Annotated in this window: 15 protein-coding genes; 5 read left to right on the forward strand and 10 right to left on the reverse strand. The window is 69.9% G+C overall.

Annotation, left to right across the window (positions count from 1 at the left end):
• Positions 1-121: 121 nt before the first annotated feature.
• Positions 122-3,901 (forward strand): FAD-dependent oxidoreductase, encoded by a 3,780-nt coding sequence (locus MYMAC_RS26195; RefSeq protein WP_095960068.1) that lies wholly within the window; start codon positions 122-124, stop codon positions 3,899-3,901.
• A 22-nt stretch (positions 3,902-3,923) separates the two neighbouring features.
• Here the strand turns inward: MYMAC_RS26195 and MYMAC_RS26200 are convergent, their stop codons facing one another.
• Positions 3,924-4,589, reverse strand: coding sequence for a hypothetical protein (locus tag MYMAC_RS26200; protein WP_170114773.1), 666 nt, complete (start codon positions 4,587-4,589; stop codon positions 3,924-3,926).
• Between the two features lie 188 nt (positions 4,590-4,777).
• Between MYMAC_RS26200 and MYMAC_RS26205 the strand changes: the two genes are divergently transcribed.
• Positions 4,778-5,275: a SixA phosphatase family protein gene (locus tag MYMAC_RS26205; protein WP_013941858.1), complete on the forward strand. Its 498-nt coding sequence runs from the start codon at positions 4,778-4,780 to the stop codon at positions 5,273-5,275.
• Positions 5,276-5,288: 13 nt separating this feature from the next.
• Positions 5,289-5,621, forward strand: coding sequence for an iron donor protein CyaY (gene cyaY / locus MYMAC_RS26210; protein WP_095960069.1), 333 nt, complete (start codon positions 5,289-5,291; stop codon positions 5,619-5,621).
• Here cyaY and MYMAC_RS26215 read toward each other — a convergent pair.
• The 6 genes from MYMAC_RS26215 to secA all read right to left on the reverse strand — a co-directional run bounded on the left by MYMAC_RS26215 (position 5,609) and on the right by secA (position 14,050).
• The gene (locus MYMAC_RS26215) at positions 5,609-7,495 is read right to left on the reverse strand and encodes a diguanylate cyclase (RefSeq protein WP_095960070.1); all 1,887 of its coding nucleotides are present in this window, start codon (positions 7,493-7,495) and stop codon (positions 5,609-5,611) included. The genes cyaY and MYMAC_RS26215 overlap by 13 nt on opposite strands.
• Positions 7,495-8,052: a ribosome recycling factor gene (frr, locus tag MYMAC_RS26220; RefSeq protein ID WP_095960071.1), complete on the reverse strand. Its 558-nt coding sequence runs from the start codon at positions 8,050-8,052 to the stop codon at positions 7,495-7,497. Before frr ends, MYMAC_RS26215 begins: the two co-directional genes overlap by 1 nt.
• Before the next feature lie 38 nt (positions 8,053-8,090).
• Entirely contained in the window at positions 8,091-8,843 is a 753-nt protein-coding gene (gene pyrH / locus MYMAC_RS26225; protein WP_013941862.1) for a UMP kinase, read from the reverse strand.
• A 218-nt stretch (positions 8,844-9,061) separates the two neighbouring features.
• Positions 9,062-9,715, reverse strand: coding sequence for a translation elongation factor Ts (tsf, locus tag MYMAC_RS26230; RefSeq protein ID WP_013941863.1), 654 nt, complete (start codon positions 9,713-9,715; stop codon positions 9,062-9,064).
• Positions 9,716-9,871: 156 nt separating this feature from the next.
• Positions 9,872-10,843, reverse strand: coding sequence for a 30S ribosomal protein S2 (rpsB, locus tag MYMAC_RS26235; RefSeq protein ID WP_013941864.1), 972 nt, complete (start codon positions 10,841-10,843; stop codon positions 9,872-9,874).
• Between the two features lie 384 nt (positions 10,844-11,227).
• The gene (gene secA, locus MYMAC_RS26240; RefSeq protein ID WP_095960072.1) at positions 11,228-14,050 is read right to left on the reverse strand and encodes a preprotein translocase subunit SecA; all 2,823 of its coding nucleotides are present in this window, start codon (positions 14,048-14,050) and stop codon (positions 11,228-11,230) included.
• Between the two features lie 350 nt (positions 14,051-14,400).
• Here secA and MYMAC_RS26245 point away from each other — a divergent pair, with 350 nt between their 5' ends.
• Both MYMAC_RS26245 and MYMAC_RS26250 read left to right on the forward strand, forming a co-directional pair.
• On the forward strand, positions 14,401-15,423 hold the full coding sequence (locus tag MYMAC_RS26245) for a 23S rRNA (cytidine(2498)-2'-O)-methyltransferase RlmM (RefSeq protein WP_095961694.1): 1,023 nt from the start codon (positions 14,401-14,403) through the stop codon (positions 15,421-15,423).
• 42 nt (positions 15,424-15,465) lie between these two features.
• Positions 15,466-16,170: a nucleotidyl cyclase domain-containing protein gene (locus MYMAC_RS26250; RefSeq protein WP_095960073.1), complete on the forward strand. Its 705-nt coding sequence runs from the start codon at positions 15,466-15,468 to the stop codon at positions 16,168-16,170.
• 130 nt (positions 16,171-16,300) lie between these two features.
• On the opposite strand, the gene MYMAC_RS26255 is transcribed toward MYMAC_RS26250, so the two are convergent.
• The 3 genes from MYMAC_RS26255 to recN form a co-directional block, all read right to left on the reverse strand.
• Positions 16,301-17,218 (reverse strand): peptidoglycan DD-metalloendopeptidase family protein, encoded by a 918-nt coding sequence (locus MYMAC_RS26255; RefSeq protein ID WP_043711991.1) that lies wholly within the window; start codon positions 17,216-17,218, stop codon positions 16,301-16,303.
• A 219-nt stretch (positions 17,219-17,437) separates the two neighbouring features.
• Entirely contained in the window at positions 17,438-18,235 is a 798-nt protein-coding gene (locus MYMAC_RS26260) for a Stp1/IreP family PP2C-type Ser/Thr phosphatase (protein WP_043711993.1), read from the reverse strand.
• 60 nt (positions 18,236-18,295) lie between these two features.
• A complete protein-coding gene (gene recN / locus MYMAC_RS26265) occupies positions 18,296-20,032 on the reverse strand; it encodes a DNA repair protein RecN (protein WP_013941870.1) in 1,737 nt (578 codons plus the stop codon).
• Between the last annotated feature and the right edge of the window lie 18 nt (positions 20,033-20,050).

Raw genomic sequence — 20,050 nt, forward strand, 5'->3', positions numbered from 1 at the left:
CTGTCAGTGCACGCTCGCACCTCCTGTGACAGGCCCGCGTGATTTCCGGGCTGCGCACCGCGAAAGAAATAGGTCACCCTTGGGCGCCGTTTTCCCAGGTTCCCCCCACACTGTGCGTGACATGCGAGCCTTGACCGACCTGCCCTCCGACCCCACCCATTCTCTGAACCTGGGCCTGCCGGGCTTCACCTTCGAGGACCTGTACCGCCCCGCCGGTCTGCGCAGGCTCGCGGAGCGCTTCGACGCGCAGCTCGCCGAGGACGCGCCCGAGCTCGCCCAGGCCTTCGACGCCTACCGCGCGTCAGGCGGCACGAGCCTCTCCGGAGCCGCGGAGTCGGACCTTCTCATCCGCGTGGCGCGCCACGTCTCACACTTCGTGACGCGGCTCTTCCGCGTGGAGCAGGAGCTGGAGCGCCTGTCCGGCGGCCTCAAGGGCGAGCTGCCGCTCTTCGACTTCAAGCGCGAGTTCATCACCCGACGCGTCTTCAAGAAGGGCGCCGCGGACCGCCCGACGCTGGCCGAGTTCCCTTCGCTGGACGCGCGCATGCGGCTGCTGCTCCAGCTTGGCTTTCCCGAGGCGCTGGCCACCGGAGACGTGGAGCGGGGCCTGGCGGAGTCGGTCCTCTCATTGATGGACCTGGAGCGCGTCTTCTCCAACACGCTGCCCGCCGAGCGGCGGGGCGAAGCGGAGGCCCTGCGGGCCCGGTGGAGCGCGCTGCGCGAGGTGCTGCTGACCACGCCCGAGGGCAAGGACGCCTTCGGCTCCAGCCTCGTCACGCAGGGCGATGACGCCGCGGAGCTCCAGTCCGTGCGCGCGCTGCTGTCGCTGGCCGACCGCTGGACCTATGCCCGGGCGCTGCACCCGGAGACGAAGGACCTCTTCCACGCCTGGCCCACGCACCGGGTTCCCAAGCCACTGGTGTTCGACCAGCTCGTCCAGCTCCAGCGGCCGGACAACGCGTTGCCCGAGGCCACCGAGGGCCTGGCGCATCACCTCCGCCACCGTGACGGCTTCAAGCTCACCGACCGCCGGGGCACCCCGCGCGACGTGATGAACGAGGTGGACTACTGCGTGCTCTGCCACGAGCGGCAGAAGGACTCGTGCACCAAGGGCTTCCCCGCGAAGGACCCGGTGGCCGAGGGGCACCACTACAAGAAGAACCCGCTGGGCATCCCCCTCAACGGATGCCCGCTGGACGAGCGCATCTCCGAGGCGCACCTGCTCAAGCGCGAGGGCAACGCCGTGGCCGCGCTGGCCATGGTGACGCTCGACAACCCGATGTGCCCCGGCACCGGTCACCGCATCTGCAATGACTGCATGAAGGCCTGCATCTTCCAGAAGCAGGAGCCGGTGAACATCCCGTTGGCGGAGACGGCCACGCTCACGGACGTGCTGAGCCTGCCGTGGGGCTTTGAAATCTACGGCCTGCTCACGCGGTGGAACCCGCTCAACGTCCGCCGTCCGTACGCGCTGCCCTACGTGGGCCGCAACGTGCTGGTGGTGGGCCTGGGGCCCGCGGGCTACACGCTGTCCCACTACCTGCTCAACGAGGGCTTCGGCGTCACCGGCGTGGACGGCCTCAAGATCGAGCCCTTCCCGGACGCGCTCGTGGGCCGCAACGGCCACGCGCTCAAGCCCATCCGCGACTGGTCCGCGCTGACCAGCGAGCTGGACGAGCGCATCCTGGAGGGCTTCGGCGGCGTGTCCGAGTACGGAATCACCGTGCGCTGGGACAAGAACTTCCTCACGCTCATCCACCTCACGCTGGCGCGCCGCGAGGGCTTCCGCATCTACGGTGGCGTGCGCTTCGGTGGCACCCTCACGGTGGAGGACGCGTGGGCGCTGGGCTTCGACCACATCGCCATCGCCGCCGGCGCGGGCCGCCCGACCATCATCGGGATGAAGAACAACCTCATCCGGGGCATCCGCAAGGCCAGTGACTTCCTGATGGCGCTCCAGCTCACCGGCGCGTTCAAGCGGGACTCGCTGGCCAACCTCCAGGTGCAGTTGCCCGCCATCGTCATCGGCGGCGGCCTCACCGGCATCGACACCGCCACGGAGCTGATGGCGTACTACCCGGTGCAGGTGGAGAAGGCGCTCGCCCGCCACGAGAAGCTGGTGTCCCAGGTGGGCGAGGAGGCCGTGCTGGCCCGGCTCGACGCCGAGGAGCGCGCCACCTGGCAGACCTTCCTGGAGCACGGCCGCGCGGTGCGCGAGGAGCGCGAGCAGGCCCAGGCGCAGGGCCGCGCCCCGGACTTCATCAAGCTGGTGCGCGCGTGGGGCGGCGTCAGCCTCGTCTATCGCCGCAGCCTCACGGAGTCCCCCGCCTACCGCCTCAACCACGAGGAGGTGACGAAGGCGCTGGAGGAAGGCATCCGCTTCATCGAGCGCATGAGCCCGGTGGAGGCCCTGCCTGACACCGCTGGCGCGGTGCGCGCCATCCGCTTCGAGCGCATGGTGACGGTGGACGGCAAGCTCAAGGGCAGCGGCCAGTTCTTCGAGCTGCCCGCGCGCACGGTGTGCGTCGCGGCGGGAACCGCCCCCAACGTCACGTACGAAAAGGAATACCCGGGCACCTTCCAGCTCGACGCGCGCGGCGAATACTTCCAGAGCCACGAGCTGGTGGAGACCGAAGGCGGCTTCTCGCTGGCGCCCGTGACGGCGAAGGAGGACCCGGCGGCGAAGACGGGCTTCTTCACGTCGTACCAGCAGGACGGCCGCTTCATCTCCTTCTACGGCGACAACCACCCGACCTACGCGGGCAACGTGGTGAAGGCCATGGCCAGCGCGAAGGACGGCCACCCGCAGGTGGCGCGGCTGTACGCCCGGGAGGTCGCCGCGCTCGACTTCACGGACGAGGTGGCCCAGGCCGCGCGGGACGCGCGCCGCGCCGCGCACTTCGCGACGCTGGATGAGGCGTTCAACGCGACCGTGGTGGCCGTCAACCGGCTGACGCCGACCATCGTCGAGGTGGTGGTGCGCGCGCCCTTCGCGGCCAGCCACTTCGCCCCCGGCCAGTTCTACCGGCTGCAGAACTTCGAACGGAACGCGCCCGTGGTGGACGGCGTGCGCCTCACCATGGAGGGCCTGGCCCTCACCGGCGCCTGGGTGGACAAGGAGAAGGGGCTGATGGGCACCATCGTGCTGGAGATGGGCTCGTCCTCGCGCCTGTGCGCCGCGCTCAAGCCCGGCGAGCCCGTGGTGCTGATGGGGCCCACCGGCGCGCCCACGGAGATTGGCCACAACGAGACGGTGGTGCTCGTGGGCGGCGGCCTGGGCAACGCGGTGCTCTTCTCCATCGCCCGCTCGCTGAAGGCGGCCGGCTGCCGCGTCGTGTACTTCGCCGGCTACCGGCAGAAGACGGACTCCTTCAAGCACGACGAAATCGAGGCCGGCACGGACCAGATTGTGTGGTCCGTGGACACCGGGGACACGATTGAGCCGCGCCGTCCGCAGGACGCGGCGTTCCGGGGCAACGTGGTGCAGGCGATGGTGGCCTACGCGGAGGGCAGGCTGGGTCCGGCGCCCGTCATCTCCCTGGCGGACGTGGACCGCATCATCGCCATCGGCTCGGATGGGATGATGCGCGCGGTGGCCGAGGCGCGGCACGGCGTGCTCCAGCCGCACCTCAAGCCGGGCCACGAGGCCATCGGCTCCATCAACTCGCCGATGCAGTGCATGATGAAGGAGATCTGCGCCCAGTGCCTCCAGCGGCACGTGGACCCGGTGACGGGCAAGGAGACGTGGGTCTTCTCCTGCTACAACCAGGACCAGCGGCTGGACCAGGTGGACTTCGTCAACCTCCGGCAGCGCCTGCGCGGCAACACCGCCATGGAGAAGGTCGCCGACGTCTACCTGGCGCAGCTCTTCAAGCAGGCGCCGCACCTCAAGCGCGTCTGAGGCGCGGAGGCCGTGCCCGTCTTCACCGGCGCGTGCCGGTGAAGACGCGAATCATCTCCTGATAGTTCTGGATGAGGTCCTCCTCGCGCGTGAGGACGACGTCCACGTTCGCGTCGCCGTAATCGCGGCGGGCGTCGGACAGCGTCTGGAAGGCCTCCACCTGGGCGCGCATCGACGCCACCTGGGACGCCATGCCCTGCTGCTGCTCGGGCGGCAGCTTCGCCTGCAGCGCCTCCAGCTTCTTCAGCTCCTCTTCGTACTGGAGCGTGCGCCCCAACTGCCGCTGGCTGATGACGGCGGTGACGACCTCGGCGATGCCATTGACGTCCACCTCGGAGAGGTTGGCCTCCCGGCGCGCCTCGGCCTCCGCCTTGGACTTGGCCTCCACCACCTTCAGCCCCTCGCGCGCCGACGCCATGGCCTCCGGCGTGCCGGCGTCCACCAGCGCGCCCAGGTTCTGCAGGCCCTTCATGAGCGTGCCGTACACGTCCAGCATGCGGCGCTGGTAGCCCACGTACGCGTCCAGCTTCGCCTTCGTCACCGTGTAGGGGCCGCTCTCCACTGCGCTGTCAGGGGCCCCGGGAGCCCGCTCGCCCACCGCCCCGGCGGGCGGCGCGGAGGTGTCCTCGGGTTTCTTGCAGGCCGAGAAGGCCATGAGCACCCACACTCCCCACAGCACCTTGCGCACGCGCTTCCTCCTGACGGGACATGTCAGCCCCCCGTGTATGCTCCGGCAACCTGGGCGGTGAGAGGCGTCCCGCCTCTGTCTGTCATGGTGGGGTTGTTCCGGCCACTGAACAATCGCCGCATTACCTTTGACCAACCCCGCCGCGCTCGTGTACGAACCGCGGTTCTGTCGAAAGCGGTGGAGGGAATTTGAGGCTTTTCCTGGTTAGGCACGGCGATGCGGACGCGGAGATCCCCGAGGGTCTCGGTGACGAGGCACGCGCCCTCACCGCGAAGGCCCGCACCAGCACCGCCCAACACTTCGCTTCGCTGGCCGCACGAATCGGCCCGGTGGGGCGCATCCTGACCAGCCCGCTGGTGCGCACGGTGCAGACGGCGCAGCTCCTCTCCATCGCCGCCAGGTTCGAGGGCCCGCTGAAGGTGCACCGCTGCCTGCTGCCGGACATGCCCGTGGGCGCGGTGGAGCCGGTGCTCAACGAGTTCGCCGACGAGAACCTCGTCCTCGTGGGGCACCAGCCGTCCATGGGCGCCCTGGCGGCCCACCTGCTCGGCATGCAGTCCTTCCCCAAGCCCGTCAACCCGGGCACCGTCATCGGCTTGGAGCGCGCCGAGGGGGAGTCCTCGCCGCCGTTCAAGTTCCTGTTCTACGCCGCTCCTGGCCAGCAGGTGCTCGACGTCATTCAGTGAGGCCGTCACGGCCATGATGGACGAAGCTCGCTACAACCAGCTCGTATCCGCCGCGTTCAAGCGCATCCTCGCCGCGGCGGATGGAATCGACCCCGACATCCTGGAAGCCGACAGCACCGGCGACATGGTGACGCTCACCGCGGCCTCGCGGGAGAAGTGCATCGTCAACACCCAGCGCGCCGTGCGGCAGGTCTGGGTGGCGGGCCGGGGCCAGGGCATCCACTTCGACTACGACGCGGCCACCGGCACCTGGAAGGACGACAAGGGCCGGGGCCTGGAGCTGCTGTCGTTCGTCGCGGACGTCATCCGCGACCTCACCGGGGCGGACTTCGTCTACCCCGGCTGAGTCCTTCCGCTCGCGGCTTCCACCCAGTCACCGCCCGCGGCCTGTGCGCGGCGCAGGGCCTCGCCGGCCTCCTTGAGGAGGCTGCCGAAGCTGACCTGCGCCAGGGCGCCCGCCACCGGCCCGCGGCCCGGCGGGGGCTCGGAGACGGCGACGCCCACGGAGGCGCTGGCGCCCTCGAAGGCCTTCAGCGACTTGATGAGCTCGCGCAGGCGCTGGCCCACAATCAGCGCGCCGGAGCGCGGCGTGTGCGGGAGGAAGACGACGAAGCGGCTGTCCGCGAAGGGCACAGCCACGTCGATGTCGCGCACGCCGGACACGAGCAGGCCCAGTGCCTCGGCGAGCGCGAGCTTCCGCGCGTTGGGGGCCAGCGAGGCGGCCTTCTCTTCGAACTTGTCGATGTCCACCAGCAGCACGGCGATGGGGTAGCGGTAGCGCCGGCTGCGCTTCACTTCCATCAACATCAGCCGCTTGAGGAACTCGAAGTCCGGGGTGGAGCCGACAGACGGCAGGTCGGACCGGCTGATGCGGCGGCCCTCGGCTCCCGGCGTGAGCGCGAGCGCCGGGAATGAGCCGGAGTGCCGGGCCCCGGGCACGGAAGGCGGTGCGCTGGGGGCTGGCGCCGGGGTGCTGTCGGCTCCCGGCGCCGCCGTGGGCAAGGGGCTCGCGCCCGCGGGCTCCGCAGCCGCGCCAGCCTCTGCCTGGACTGGTTGCGCAGACGTCGGCTCCGCAATGGCCCCTGTCGAAGCGAGGGCCGCCTCGGCATGCATCGCTGGCGGCTGAGCCTGGGCCTCGGACGACGTCACCGCGTCCGAAGGCTCGTCGGCCTCCGGCTCCGCGTGGAGCAGTGGCAGGTCGTCTTCGTCGGACACCTGCGCCGGCGCAGCGACGGGAGTCGACACCGCGTCCGCGGCCTGGCCCGCGCTGCCCGGAACAGGCACTGTGTCCTGGGCCGTACCGCCCGGGGTCGTCGCGACGCCCGCGGCCTGGGCCGTGCTGCCCGAGGCAAGCGACGCGGTCGCATCGTAGGCCGAGGCGGCCGCTGCCGCCGCATCCAAGGCCGTGCTGCCGGCCTCGGAGGAAGGCGACGTAATGGGTTCTTCGCCCAGCTCGGGCGGGAGTGACGCGGACTCCGCTCCGCGCCGCACGGGCAACGGCGGCGGAACCTCCGACGTCGGCGCCACCAGCGCCGGAGCACGCGCCTCACCCGGGATGCCTTCCTGCGCCTCCGCGCCCCCGGCGGCGCCCGCTGCTGCCTCTGCCGGCGGCGGTGGCGGCACGGCTTGCGCCTCCGCGCCCCCGGCGGCGCCCACTGCTGCCTCTGCCGGCGGCGGTGGCGGCACGGCTTGCGCCTCCGCGCTCCCAACAGGGGCGTCCACGTCGTCGAGCGGCGGTGGAGGCGGAACCATCCGCCCGCCCAACACGCCAGGCAGCGGCGGCGGCCCGTCCGCCTGCGCCACCGCATCGAGTGGAGGAGGCGGCGGCCGCGCGGACACAGCCCCCGCCCGCCGCAGGGCCTCCTCGCGCTGCATGAGCAGCGACACGCACGTCAGCACCGTGGGGCGCTTCAACGGCCCCACCAGGCACCCGTCCGCGCCAGCCTCGGCCGCACGCGTGTCCGCGTGCTCCTCGTCCGGCGAGTACAGCAGCAGCACCGGCGCGGACAGGCCTTCGGCCCGCACACTCCGGCACAGCGCCTCACCGTCCAGCGCGCCCGTTCCGGACGCCATCAGGACAGTGGGCGCGCGCTCCCGCACGGTGCGCAGCGCCTCGTCGACGCTGCTCACCCAGGACACTTCATGACCGGCGGCTTCCAGATAGCGGCGAAGAGCGCCCGCCACCGGTGCGGAGGGCTCGGCGAGGACGATGGAGGACATCAAACCTCCATGACCTCCTTCTCCTTCTTCTTCACGATTTCATCCACCTGCGCGATGCCCGCGTCGGTCTGCTTCTGCACCGTCTCGGTGATGCGCTTGTGGTCGTCCTCGGTGATCTTCTTGTCCTTGAGCTGCGTCTTCAGCGCCTCGTTCGCGTCGCGGCGGAGGTTGCGGATGGCGACCTTGAACTCCTCGCCCTTGGTCTTCACCTGCTTGGCGATGTCCTTGCGGCGCTCCTCGGTGAGCGGCGGGAAGGGCAGGCGAATCATCTCGCCGTCGTTCATCGGGTTGATGCCCAGGTTCGCCTCGCGCAGCGCCTTCTCGATGTCCTTGAGGACGCTCTTCTCCCACGGCTTGATGGTGATGAGCCGGGGCTCGGGCGCGTTGACGCTGGCCACGCCGGACAGCGGCGTCGGCGTGCCGTAGTAGTCCACCCGGACGCCATCCAGGATGGCGATGCTGGCGCGGCCCGTGCGGACCTTCGTCAGGTCCGTGCGCAGGCCCTCGAGCGACTTGTCGATACGGCCCTTCAGTTCGGCGACGACGTCTCCACTCATTGCGTTCTCTCCTTGAGTGCTTGCCGGTGGGTCGGGGCTCAGGCCCAGACCGTCTCGCTGCCACCCACCAACGTACCAATGTCCCCGTCACCCAACACCGCGCGGCGGATGTTGCCCCGCTGCGTCAGGTCGAACACGATGATGGGCAGCTTGTTGTCCATGCACAGCGAGATGGCCGTGGAGTCCATGACGTTGAGATTCTGCTTCAACACGTCCATGTACGTCAGCGACCGATAGCGCCGCGCGTTGGGGTCCTTCTTCGGGTCCGCGCTGTACACCCCGTCCACCTTGGTCGCCTTGAGGATGACCTCCGCGTTGATTTCCATGGCGCGGAGGGAGGCGGCGGTGTCCGTGGTGAAGTACGGGTTGCCGGTGCCCGCCGCGAAAATCACGACGCGGCCCTTCTCCAGGTGGCGCACCGCGCGCCGGCGGATGTACGGCTCGGCGATCTGCTCCATCTTGATGGCGGACAGCACGCGCGTGTGCAGGCCCTTCTTCTCCAGCGCGTCCTGCATGGCCATGGAGTTGATGCAGGTGGCCAGCATGCCCATGTAGTCGGCGCTGGCGCGGTCCATGCCCTCCGTGGCGCCCGCGACGCCCCGGAAGATGTTGCCGCCGCCAATCACCAGGGCCACCTCCACCCCGGCCTGCGACAGCTCGATGACTTCCTCGGCGATGCCCATCAGCGTGGGCGGATGGATGCCGTACTTCCCCTCCCCCATCAGGGCCTCGCCCGAGAGCTTGAGGAGGATGCGCTTATACGGGAGCGGCTTCTTCGTGTCGGAGGACATGCGCCATCGCTTCTATCCCCCGCTCCGCGAGGGATCAACGCTGGAGTCGGTGGGCCCACCCCGCATCGTCCGCTGGCGGTCGCCCGGGGAGGGGCCAATCGGACCCGCAAAAGCGAGGGCCGCGTCGCCCGGACGCCCCGTGTGGGGCGCTCTCCGGGGCGCGCGGCCCTTGTCAGCCCTGCGTCCAGGCTCGCGGCCCCAGGGGGACCGCGGAGGCCTTACGCCTGGCCCAGCGTCTTGGCGACTTCAGCGGCGAGGTCGTCCTTCTTCTTCTCGATGCCCTCACCCACCTCGTAGCGGACGAAGCGGCGCACGGAGACCTTCTCGCCAATCTTCGCGGCGCGCTCGGAGATCATCTCGCCGACCTTCTTCTTGTCGTCCTTCACCCAGAGCTGGTCCACGAGGCAGACGCCCTCGTAGTACTTCTCCATCTTCCCGACGAGGATCTTCTCCAGCATCGCCTCGGGCTTGCCCTGCTGCTTCAGGATCTCCCGCTGGATGTCCTTCTCCTTGTCCAGGTTGTCCGTGGGGACCTCCTCACGGCGGACGAACTTGGGGTTGGCCGCGGCGATCTGCATGGCCACGTCCTTCACCAGCTCCTGGAAGTCGGGGTTGCGGGCGACGAAGTCCGTCTCGCAGTTCACCTCGACGATGACGCCGATGCGGCCACCGTGGACGTAGGTGCCGACGACGCCCTCGGCGGCGACGCGGCCTTCCTTGCCAGCGGACTTGGCGATGCCCTTCTTGCGCAGCCACTCCTCGGCCTTGGCGAAGTCGCCACCGGACTCGGAGAGCGCCTTCTTGCAGTCCATCATGCCCGCGTTGGTCCGCTCGCGGAGTTCCTTCACCATCTGGGCGCTTACTTCGGCCATTGTCGTCTCCTGCCTCCGCCACCCATGGGCGCGCCGCGCCGGACGGAGCATTGCAAGTTCAGGGGGATACTGCGTACCAGGGAAACAGAGGCGGCCGGGGAGCTGGCAAACGCTCGCCACCCGGCCGCTTCGGCACTGACGTGAGGAAAGGGACGGCTACTCGGCCGCCGCCTCACCCTCGGGAGCGGCCTCGGCGGCCGGCTCGGCGGCGACAGGGGCCGCGCCCTTCATCTCGACGAGGGGACCACGGCGGTCGCCGCCACGGTCACCGCCACGGTCACGACGGTCGTCGCGGCGGTCGCCACGGCGCGGACCCCGGCGGTCATCACGGCGGTCGCCACGGTCGTCACGGCCCTCGCGCTCCTCCTGCTCGTCGCGCTCGGCGGCGCCCGAGGCGCGGTAACGCGCGGCGCCCTCGAGGCAGGACTCGGCGATCTTCGAGGTGAAGAGCTTGATGGAGCGGATGGCGTCGTCGTTGCCAGGGATGACGAAGTCGATGCCGTCCGGATCGCAGTTGGTGTCCACCAGACCGATGACCGGGATGCCCAGGCGGCCGGCCTCGTGGATGGCGATGTGCTCCTTCTTCGGGTCGATGACGAAGACGCAGCGGGGCAGCTTGTTCATCTCCTTCACGCCGCCCAGGTTCTTCTCCAGCTTCTCGCGCTCACGCTCGAGCTGGGCGACTTCCTTCTTGGGCAGGCGCTCGAAGGTGCCGTCCTCGGCCATCTTCTCCAGCGTCTTCAGGCGGTCGATGCCCTGCTTGATGGTCTTGAAGTTGGTCAGCGTGCCACCCAGCCAGCGGCTGGTGACGAAGAACTGGCCGGCGCGCGCAGCCTCCTCGCGGACCACGTCCTGCGCCTGCTTCTTGGTGCCGACGAAGAGCACCGAGCCACCGCGCGCGGTGATGTCCGCCACGAAGCGGAACGCCGAGCGGGCCAGCACGACCGTCTTCTGGAGGTCGATGATGTAGATGCCGTTGCGGGCGCCGAAGATGAAGGGCTTCATCTTCGGGTTCCAGCGCTTCGTCTGGTGGCCGAAGTGAACACCGGCCTCCAGGAGCTGCCTCATCGTGATGCCACCGGCGGCGGCCATCGCCTGCTGCTGCGTCTGCGTGTCCTGCGTTTCCATGTCGTCTCTCCGGTTGTTCCGCCACGCCCGAGCAAACCTTCCGGCCGAAACGCCCGGAGGAGGAGTCCCTCTCCGCGAGGAGAGGCCCCCACCCACGGAGGCACCGGCGACCGGCACGGACGTGTGTGTAGTGGGTGCTGCCTGGGGTGAACCACCCCCGACCCCATACCGTGGGGCGGGGGGTCCTTAACAGAACCCCTCCGGGCCGCGCAAGCTTCGCCGCACCGCCCGTCCGGGCAGGGACGGCGCGTGCCGCTCCCCCGCCCTGCCGCCGTCCCAGCCAGCCCCTGGGCCGGGCTGGAACGGCACCGGCGCGGGGCCTCCCCTCCCGGGTTGGCGCCGCGCCGGCGTCCTGCACGGTGCGTCCGTCAGGCTGCCCGCGTCCTAGACGCTGGCCTCCGAGGCCCCGTGGCACTTCTTGTACTTCCGGCCGCTGCCGCAGGGGCAGGGGTCGTTGCGGCCCACCGCCGGCTTGCTGGCCGCCGCCGGACGGGCCGCCTGCGCCACCGAGCCCTCATCCAGCTTGCCTTCCGCCGTGGCGCGCCCCTCCACCGCCTTCTTCTGCTGCTGCGCGAGCTGGCGCTGGATGCGGGCGGCCTCCTCCGCCGCGCTGGAGGCGGAGCGGGGCTGCACGTGCATGAGCTGGGTGACGAACTGCGCCTTGATGGCGGAGAGCATCTGGATGAAGCCCTGGTAGCCCTCCTTCTTGTACTCCTGCTTCGGGTCCTTCTGGCCGTAGCCGCGCAGGCCAATGCCCTGGCGCAGGTGGTCCATGGCCAGCAGGTGGTCCTTCCAGAGCCGGTCGATGGTCGCCAGGTAGTTGTACTGGAGGAAGCGCATGAAGTTCTCGCCGAACTCCTCCTCGCGCGCCTGGAAGACCTTCTCCGCCGCCTTGTAGATGTGCTCCTGGAGCTCCTCGCGGTTGCCCACGCCCTCGAAGTTCATCTCGAGGTTGAAGGTCTCCTTCACGCCCTGCTGGAGCGCGGCGATGTCCCAGCCCTCCACGCCGCGGGTGGGCGCGTAGGTGTCGGTGAGGGACACGATGACGTCCTCCACCGCGTCCAGGACCATCTCCCGGAAGTCCGCCCAGCTCAGGGTCCGCTCGGAGCGCGTCTTCACGCGCGTCTTCGGGTCCTCCTCGTACTCCACCAGCGGGATGCCGGCGCCGGAGGCCAGCACCTGGCGGCGCAGCTTGTAGATGGTGCGCCGCTGCTGGTTCATCACGTCGTCGTACTCGAGGAGGTTCTTGCGGATGTCGAAGTTGTGGCCTTCGACCCGCTTCTGGGCGCCCTCGATGGCACGTGACAGCCACACGTGCTCGATGACCTCGCCCTCCTCCATGCCCAGCCGCTCCATCAGGCCCTGGATGCGCTCGGACCCGAAGATGCGCATCAGGTCGTCCTCGAGCGACAGGAAGAAGCGGCTGCCACCCGGGTCACCCTGGCGGCCGGCGCGGCCACGGAGCTGGTTGTCCACGCGGCGGGATTCGTGCCGCTCGGTGCCGATGATGAAGAGGCCGCCGGCGTTGTGGACCTCCTCGCGCTCCTTCTTCGTCTGCTCCTCGAGCTTCGCCTTGGTGTCGGCGAACTTCTGCTCCCACGCGGCCAGCTCCTGCTCGTAGGCCGTCAGGTCCAGCGGCTGCCCTTCCGGGGCCGTGGTGGGCGGCTCGGGCGGCGGGCCCATGGCCGCCTTGGCCAGGACCTCCGCGTTGCCGCCCAGGAGGATGTCCGTCCCGCGGCCGGCCATGTTGGTGGAGATGGTGACGGCGCCCTTGCGGCCGGCCTGCGCGACGATGTCCGCCTCGCGCTGGTGCTGCTTGGCGTTGAGGACGTTGTGGGGGATTCCGCGCTTCTTGAGGAAGCTGGCCACCACCTCGCTCTTGGCGATGGACACCGTGCCCACCAGCACCGGCTGGCCGTTCTTGTGGAGCTCTTCAATCTCCGCGGCCACGGCCTCGAACTTCTCGCGCTCCGTCTTGTACACCACGTCCTGCAGGTCCTTGCGGATGGGCGGACGGTTGGTGGGGATGACGCGCACGTCGAGGTTGTAGATTTTCGCGAACTCCTCCGCCTCCGTGTCCGCCGTGCCCGTCATGCCGGCCAGCTTGGAGTACATGCGGAAGTAGTTCTGGAAGGAGACGGTCGCCAGCGTCTGGTTCTCGTTCTCGATCTTCACGCCTTCCTTGGCCTCGATGGCCTGGTGCAGGCCGTCGGACCAGCGGCGGCCGGGCATCTGGCGGCCGGTGAACTCGTCGACGATGACGACCTCGCCGTCCTTCACCACGTAGTCCTTGTCGCGCTTGTAGAGCGTGTGCGCGCGCAGGGCCTGGTCCACGTGGTGCAGCGTCTCGATTTCGCCCGGGTCGTACAGGTTGCCCACGCCCAGCCGCTTCTGGAGCTTCTCGATGCCGTCATCCGTGAGGGACACGGAGCGGTGCTTCTCATCCAGGGTGTAGTCCTGGTCCGGCACCAGCCCGGGGATGACCTGGTCCACCCGGTAGTACTTGTCGGTGCTGTCCTCGGTGGGACCGGAGATGATGAGCGGGGTGCGGGCCTCGTCGATGAGGATGGAGTCCACCTCGTCGACGATGGCGAAGTTCAGCTCGCGCTGGACGTAGTCCTGCAGGCGGAACTTCATGTTGTCGCGCAGGTAGTCGAAGCCGAACTCGTTGTTCTGGCCGTAGGTGATGTCCGCGCGGTACGACTCCTGGCGCTGCTTGTCGTTCAGCTCGTGCAGCACGCAGCCCGTCGTCATGCCCAGGAAGCGGTAGACGCGCCCCATCCACTCGGCGTCACGGCGGGCGAGGTAGTCGTTCACCGTGACGACGTGGACGCCCCGGCCGGACAGCGCGTTGAGGTAGGTGGGCAGCGTCGCCGTCAGCGTCTTGCCTTCACCGGTGCGCATCTCCGCGATGCAGCCCTCGTGGAGGAACATGCCGCCGATGAGCTGCACGTCGTAGTGGCGCTGGCCGATGACTCGGCGCGCCGCCTCGCGGGTGAGGGCGAAGGCCTCGAAGAGCAGGTCGTCCAGGGAGCGGCCATTCTGGATTTCCTGCCGCATGCGGTTCGTCTCGGAGACGAAGTCCTCGTCCTTGAGGGCCCGCATGCGGGTTTCCAGCTCGTTGACTCGGGCGACCTTCGCGTGAGCCTTCTTCAGCTCACGCTCGTTCTTGGTCCCAATCAGTTTCTTTAGCGTCCATTCGATCATTCGGTCGGCTCTCTCGCCGGAGAATCCTCGAAGGACGGCGGCGAGTGAAGGGAAATCCCTGGAGGTGTAAGGGAGAAACGTATGGAAACCACGTGCGTCCGCCGAAACTTCCACCCGGCAGGCCGCCCACCACGCAGCGGCTCAGAGTAAAGCGGAACCCGGCCCACGCAATGTCCCCCACACGAAATCAACGCCGAGGCCCCTCCCGGCCTTCACGACGCCCTCCCCCCCGCCGCCCCGGGCGCCCCGGTGCGCCCGTCAACCGCCAGGGCCCTGCCCCAGGGGGCAAGCCTCCTGCACACGCCGCGCCGCCCGCCCCCAGAGTCCCTCCTCGGGCGAAGGTCCCATCCCTGCCGGCCCGGACGCTGGCCGCCCGGCCCGGGCGCTGGCTGTGGACGTGCCGCGCGGGCTTCGAGCCCCACCTCTTCGAGGAGCTGGAGTGGGCCGGCGCCCAGCCGCGCCTCCTGGGCGAGGCCCTGGTGGAGAGCGACGCCGTCGCCGGGCCACCTCCGGCCTTCGCGCGCGCGGGTTACGCCGTCGTGGCCACGCTGACGGCCACCGCCCCCGAAGCCGTGGCCGGGGCCGCGGCCCAGGCCGTGCTGGCGCTCCGCGACCGGGCCCCGTGGGTCGTCCAGGCCTTCACGCCCGACACACCTCGCGGCAACGCCCTGGCGCCCATCGCCGACGCGCTGGAGTCCGCCGTGGGCGCACTGCTGCCGCTGGAGCGGCGCGTCGAGGATGCCCAGCGGGCGCGCGAGGCCGGTGCCCTGCTGGTGGCCCTGTGCGTGGCGCCGGACGACGTGACGGTGGTGGGCGCGGTGCAAGCGCGCGAGGCCCTGTCCCTGGCGGCGGGCGGACGCAGGCGGATGCGGCGGGCGGGCGATGCGCCCTCGCGCGCGGCCATGAAGCTGGAGGAGGCGCTGGACGGCCTGGCCTTCGAGCCCGGACGCGGCGACGTCTGCGTGGACCTGGGCGCGGCGCCGGGCGGGTGGACGCAGCGGCTGGTGAGCCGCGGCGCGAAGGTGGTGGCGGTGGACCCGGCCCGGCTGATGCCGGAGCTGACGGGAAATCCGCGCGTGAAGCACGTCCAGGAGAGCGCCTTCGCCTATGCGCCCGACGAGCCGGCCGACTGGCTCTTCTGCGACATGGCGTGGCGCCCCCTGGAGGTGGCGCAGCTGCTGGCCAAGTGGGGGCGCCGCGGCTGGGCCCGGCACCTGGTGGCCAACATCAAGCTGCCCATGAAGGACAAGAACCCCCTCCTCCTTCGCGTGCGCCACACGCTCGTCCAGGAGGGCGGCTGGGAGGGCCTCACCGTCCGCCAGCTCTACCATGACCGGGATGAAGTCACCGTCACCGCGCACAAGATGAAGTGAGGCCCTGCGCCCTGGCGGCGGACGCGCTACACAAGGAGCGCAATGCCCTACCCGCTCGACGACGCCACGGCCACCGCCCTCATCGCCCTGAACCCCTGGGTGCTCACCCGCAGCCCCCAGGCCCCGGTGCAGGCCGCCGTGGAGGTGCTCGTCCAGGCGGAGCAGGCCCGGCGCGGCCAGCCGGACGCCAAGACGGGCGCGCTCCAGGTGCCGGCCCTCACCCAGGGCAACCTCCTCAAGGAGGAGTACGACGTGTCCACGCACGCCCACCATGACGGGTGGCGCGTGGGCGCCGTCATCGCCGACGTACAGGGGATGATCAACGTCAACGCCCGCTTCGGCTTCCCCACCGGGGACGCGGTGCTGCGCGCCACCGTGGAGTCCCTGTCCGCGCAGTACCCCGGCGCCAAGGTGGTGCGCATCCACGCGGACGCCTTCGCCGCCCTGCTGGTGCCCACCTCCCAGCTCACGGTGGAGGAGCACCTCGCCGCGCCCACGCGGGAGCGGCTGGCGCAGGACGTGCGCCGCGTGCTGCCCGAGGGCACACCCGACGCGGACGTGCCGTCATGGACGGTGAGCCTGCTGGAGCTGACGGTGGACGCGCCTTCCCACTGGCAGGTGCTGGGCCCGCTGCTGTGGGCGGAGCTGGAGCGCACCCACGTCATGGAGCGCACCGGCCGCGCGCGGGGACTTCAGCGCCGGAGCATCCGGCTGGATGGCGCCATCCCGGGGCCCGCGACGCTCTGAGGCCACGCGGAACGCACCTGGCGGGGCGTCACTTCATGCGCTCCCGGAGCCCGGAGGACTTCCACGGGAAAGCGCCCTTGCGGAGCGCAGCGCCTCGGCACACCGCCGAGGCGTCGCGCGTCCTCGCCGGTTACTCCTCGAGGATGAACTTGCGCGGGTTCTGCCCGATGCCGTTGACGCGGACCTCGTAGTGGAGGTGCGGACCGGTGGAGCGGCCGGTGTTGCCGACGGCGGCGATGTGCATGCCGCGCTTCACCTTGTCGCCAGCCTTCACCAGCATCTTCGACAGGTGGCCGTAGCGCGTCTTGATGCCGTAGCCGTGGTCGATGACGAGCACGTTGCCGTAGCCGCCCTCCAGCCCCGCGAACACCACCGTGCCGTCCGACGGCGCGTAGACTTCCTTGCCGTGCGGCGCCGCGATGTCCATGCCGCCGTGCATGACGCGGTCGGCGGTGTACGGGTCCAGGCGCGAGCCGAAATCGCTCGTCACCCAGCCGCGCGCGGGCCAGATGGACGGCGTGGAGGCCAGCAGCGACTTCTGGTCCTGGAAGTAGGCCTGCAGTTCCTGGAGGCTCTGCTCCTGGCGGGTGGCTTCCGCGCTCAGGCGATCCAACCGGCCCATCAGCGCCTTGGGCGTCTCCGTGGAGGTGAGCTGCGTGAATTGCGTGTCCGTCGCCGGCGCCGTCGTGCCCGCCTCGGGCTCCGTCGGGCCCATGGCCAGGTTGCGCTGCGGATCCGACAGCAGCGTCACCGCGCGCAGCTTCTGGTCGAAGCGCTCCACCCGGTCCAACGTGGAGCCGATGTGCTCGATGCGCTCACGCACCGACTTGAGCTGCGAGCGCAGCGTCAGGTTCTCCTCGCGGAGGATGCGATTCTCGGAGGCGTCCGCGGCCACCTGGAAGTAGTGGACGCTCGCACCCACACCCAGTCCCACCACGAGCATCAGCCCCATCCCCACCTGGGTGAGGAAGGACCGCTGGATGGTGTACCGCTTGACCGGAGCGTCATGGTCCGGAATCACCATCAGTGTGAAGGACTTTTTCGCCACGGGACAGCTCCCCTGCTTGCGTGGGACTTCTGGCGCAGCAAGCTAAGTCGCTTGCTCGCGCGCAACACCTCCCCCCGCCGCCTACCCCTCCCGCTTCGTCGCCCACCGGCATTTCGCTTCGGCTGGAAACGTTGGGGCAGCTACCACTCACATTCCAAGAGTGTCAAGGTCAACAGACCCGCAGGGAGGTCTGTTGGCCACATACAGACTCCGGGTGTGTCAGGCCTCCACCCGCACCACGATGACGGTGATGTTGTCGTCGCCGCCGCGCTCGTTGGCGAAGTCGACGAGACGCTTGGGGACCTCGTCGAAGGTCCGCGCCTTCACCACCGTTTCGTGGATCTCCCGGTCCTCCATCATGTTCGCGAGGCCGTCCGAACAGAGGAGGAAGACGTCCCCGGGCTCCGACACCAGCCCCATGACGTCCACCTGGACCTCTTCTTCGAAGCCCACGGAGCGGGTGATGATGTTCTTGTAGCGGGAGTGCTTCGCCTCTTCCGGGGTAATCATCCCGGCCTTGATCTGCTCGTTGACCAGCGAGTGGTCCTCGGAGATCTGCTGGATGAGGTCGCCGCGGATGAGGTACGCGCGGCTGTCCCCCACGTGGGCGAAGAAGACGTGCTCGTCGCGCACCACCAGGGAGATGACGGTGGTGCCCATGCCGGACAGCCGCGCGTCCTCCTGCGCGGCCGTGAAGATGGCCAGACAGGCCCGCTCCACGGCGGTGCGGAGCGCCTCCGGAATCGGAGAGTCCTGGAGGTTCGGGACGGAGAGGAAGGGGTTGTCCTTCCCTTCCCGCGCCCGGCGCATCTCCTTGTCGATGGTCTCCACCGCGATGCGGGACGCAGTACCGCCGCCCGCATGGCCGCCCATTCCGTCGGCCACGACGTAGAGCTGGAGCTCATCATCAATGAGGAAGCTGTCCTCGTTGTGATTACGTTTACGCCCGACATCCGTCAGGCCGGCGGAGATTATTTTCAAGCGGGAGGCCGCGGTCTGCCCTGCGGTGCTGGACACACCCGGGATGCTATGTGAGGCCCAAGCATGGGGCAAGGACACGGATGCACCGAGTGCACTTCACGCGGTGCGTCGGAGCCGGCCACGGGGGCTCCCCTCCGGTCCTGACTCCCGCCGGGAGCGGGTTCCCAACGCCCGGTGGGCCGAACGCACCAGGGCCTCCGCCGCGCCCAGGGCCTCCCGCGTCACCTCCACGCCCGACATCATCCGCGCCAGCTCCCGGGTCCTTTCCGCCCCAGCCTCCAGCACGACGACCTCCGACACGGTGCGCTCGCCCTTGAGGCCCTTGCGGATGAGCAGGTGCGCGTCCGCGTAGGCCGCCACCTGCGGCAGGTGGGTGATGCAGAGCACCTGACGGTGGCTGCTCACGTCCTTGATCATCCGCCCCACCACGTCCGCGATGGCGCCGCTGACGCCGGCGTCCGCCTCGTCCAGGATGTAACACCCGCCCCCGTCGCTGTCGGCCAGGGCCTTCTTGAGCGCCAGCAGCAGCCGGCTCGCCTCGCCGCCGGAGGCCACCTTCGCCAGGGCGCGCGGCGGCTCACCGGGGTTGGCGCTGAAGAAGAACTCCACGTCATCCGCGCCGTCCGGGCGCAGGTGCTCCGTCGGCGTCACCCGGACCTCGAAGGCCGCCTTGCCCATGGCGAGCTGGCCCAGGCCCTCGCGCACCAGGGCGGAGAACGCCACCGCGCTGGCCGTGCGCGCCCGCGTCAGCGCCGCGGCCGCCTTCCGGGCGCGCTCCTCCACCTTGCGGCGCTCGGCGGCCAGCTCCTCCAGGATTTCCTTCCGGTTCTCCAGCGTGCCCAGCTCCACCTCGAGTTCGCCCCGCTTCTTCAAGAGGCCCTCCAGGTGCGTGCCGTGCTTGCGGCACAGGCGCTTGAGCGCGTCCAGCCGCTCCTCCACGTCCGCCAGCCGCGAGGGGTCCGACTCCAGCCCCTCCACGTACCGGTTGAGCCCGCGCTGCGCCTCCTCCAGCTCCGACAGCGCGGCGCTCAGCGCCTGCGCCACCGGCGCCAGCGAGGCGTCACACTTCACCGACTCGTGCAGCAGCCCCAGGGCACGCCCCACCGTCTCCACGGCGGACTGCTCCTCACCGGCCACCAGCAGCTCCGCCTCCGAGGCGTGGCGCTTGAGCTTCTCCGCGCTGCCCAGCCGCTTGCGCTCCGCGTCCAGCCGCGCGTCCTCGCCGGCCTCCGGGTCCAGCCGCGTGATTTCATCCAGCTGGAAGCGCAGGAACTCTGCGCGCTCGCGCACCTTCGCCTCGTCCCCGCCCAGCGCCTCCATGCGCGCGTCCACCTCGCGCAGGCCGGTGTACTCGCGGAAGAACGCCGCCAGCACCTCCTCCAGGTTGCCGTACCTGTCCAGCAGCACCCGGTGCAGCCCTGAGTCGAAGAGGCTGACGTGCTCGTGCTGGCCGGCGATGTCCACCGCCCCGCGCGTGAGCTTGCCCAGCACGCCCACCGTCACCAGCGAGCCGTTGACGTAGGCCTTGCCCCGCCCGGTGCGTCCCAGCACCCGGCGCACCAGCACCTCTTCCCCGAGGTCCGGCAACCCCAGCTCCTCCAGCCGGGCCTCCAGCGCCGGGGTGCGCGCGAAGACGCCCTCCACGGACGCCTCGTCACAACCGGCGCGAATGACATCCGCGTCGGCGCGCCCTCCGAGCAAAAGGCCCAGTGCATCCACGAGGATGGACTTGCCCGCACCTGTCTCACCCGTGAGGACGGTGAGGCCGGCTCCGAACGCCACCTCCACCTCCTCGATCACCGCCACGTTCGAAATCCGCAGACCCAGCAGCACGCGCGCCCTCCAATGTCC

This window comes from Corallococcus macrosporus DSM 14697, assembly GCF_002305895.1.
Classification (GTDB): domain Bacteria; phylum Myxococcota; class Myxococcia; order Myxococcales; family Myxococcaceae; genus Myxococcus; species Myxococcus macrosporus.

What these genes read in the sequence shown, in the direction of transcription:
- frr (WP_095960071.1), bottom strand. Translation starts at nt 8,052, where the DNA reads ATGAGTGGAGACGTCGTCGCCGAACTGAAGGGCCGTATCGACAAGTCG.
- tsf (WP_013941863.1), bottom strand. Translation starts at nt 9,715, where the DNA reads ATGGCCGAAGTAAGCGCCCAGATGGTGAAGGAACTCCGCGAGCGGACC.
- MYMAC_RS26250 (WP_095960073.1), top strand. Translation starts at nt 15,466, where the DNA reads ATGCCCTACCCGCTCGACGACGCCACGGCCACCGCCCTCATCGCCCTG.
- MYMAC_RS26215 (WP_095960070.1), bottom strand. Translation starts at nt 7,495, where the DNA reads ATGTCCTCCATCGTCCTCGCCGAGCCCTCCGCACCGGTGGCGGGCGCT.
- secA (WP_095960072.1), bottom strand. Translation starts at nt 14,050, where the DNA reads ATGATCGAATGGACGCTAAAGAAACTGATTGGGACCAAGAACGAGCGT.
- pyrH (WP_013941862.1), bottom strand. Translation starts at nt 8,843, where the DNA reads ATGTCCTCCGACACGAAGAAGCCGCTCCCGTATAAGCGCATCCTCCTC.
- MYMAC_RS26195 (WP_095960068.1), top strand. Translation starts at nt 122, where the DNA reads ATGCGAGCCTTGACCGACCTGCCCTCCGACCCCACCCATTCTCTGAAC.
- rpsB (WP_013941864.1), bottom strand. Translation starts at nt 10,843, where the DNA reads ATGGAAACGCAGGACACGCAGACGCAGCAGCAGGCGATGGCCGCCGCC.
- cyaY (WP_095960069.1), top strand. Translation starts at nt 5,289, where the DNA reads ATGATGGACGAAGCTCGCTACAACCAGCTCGTATCCGCCGCGTTCAAG.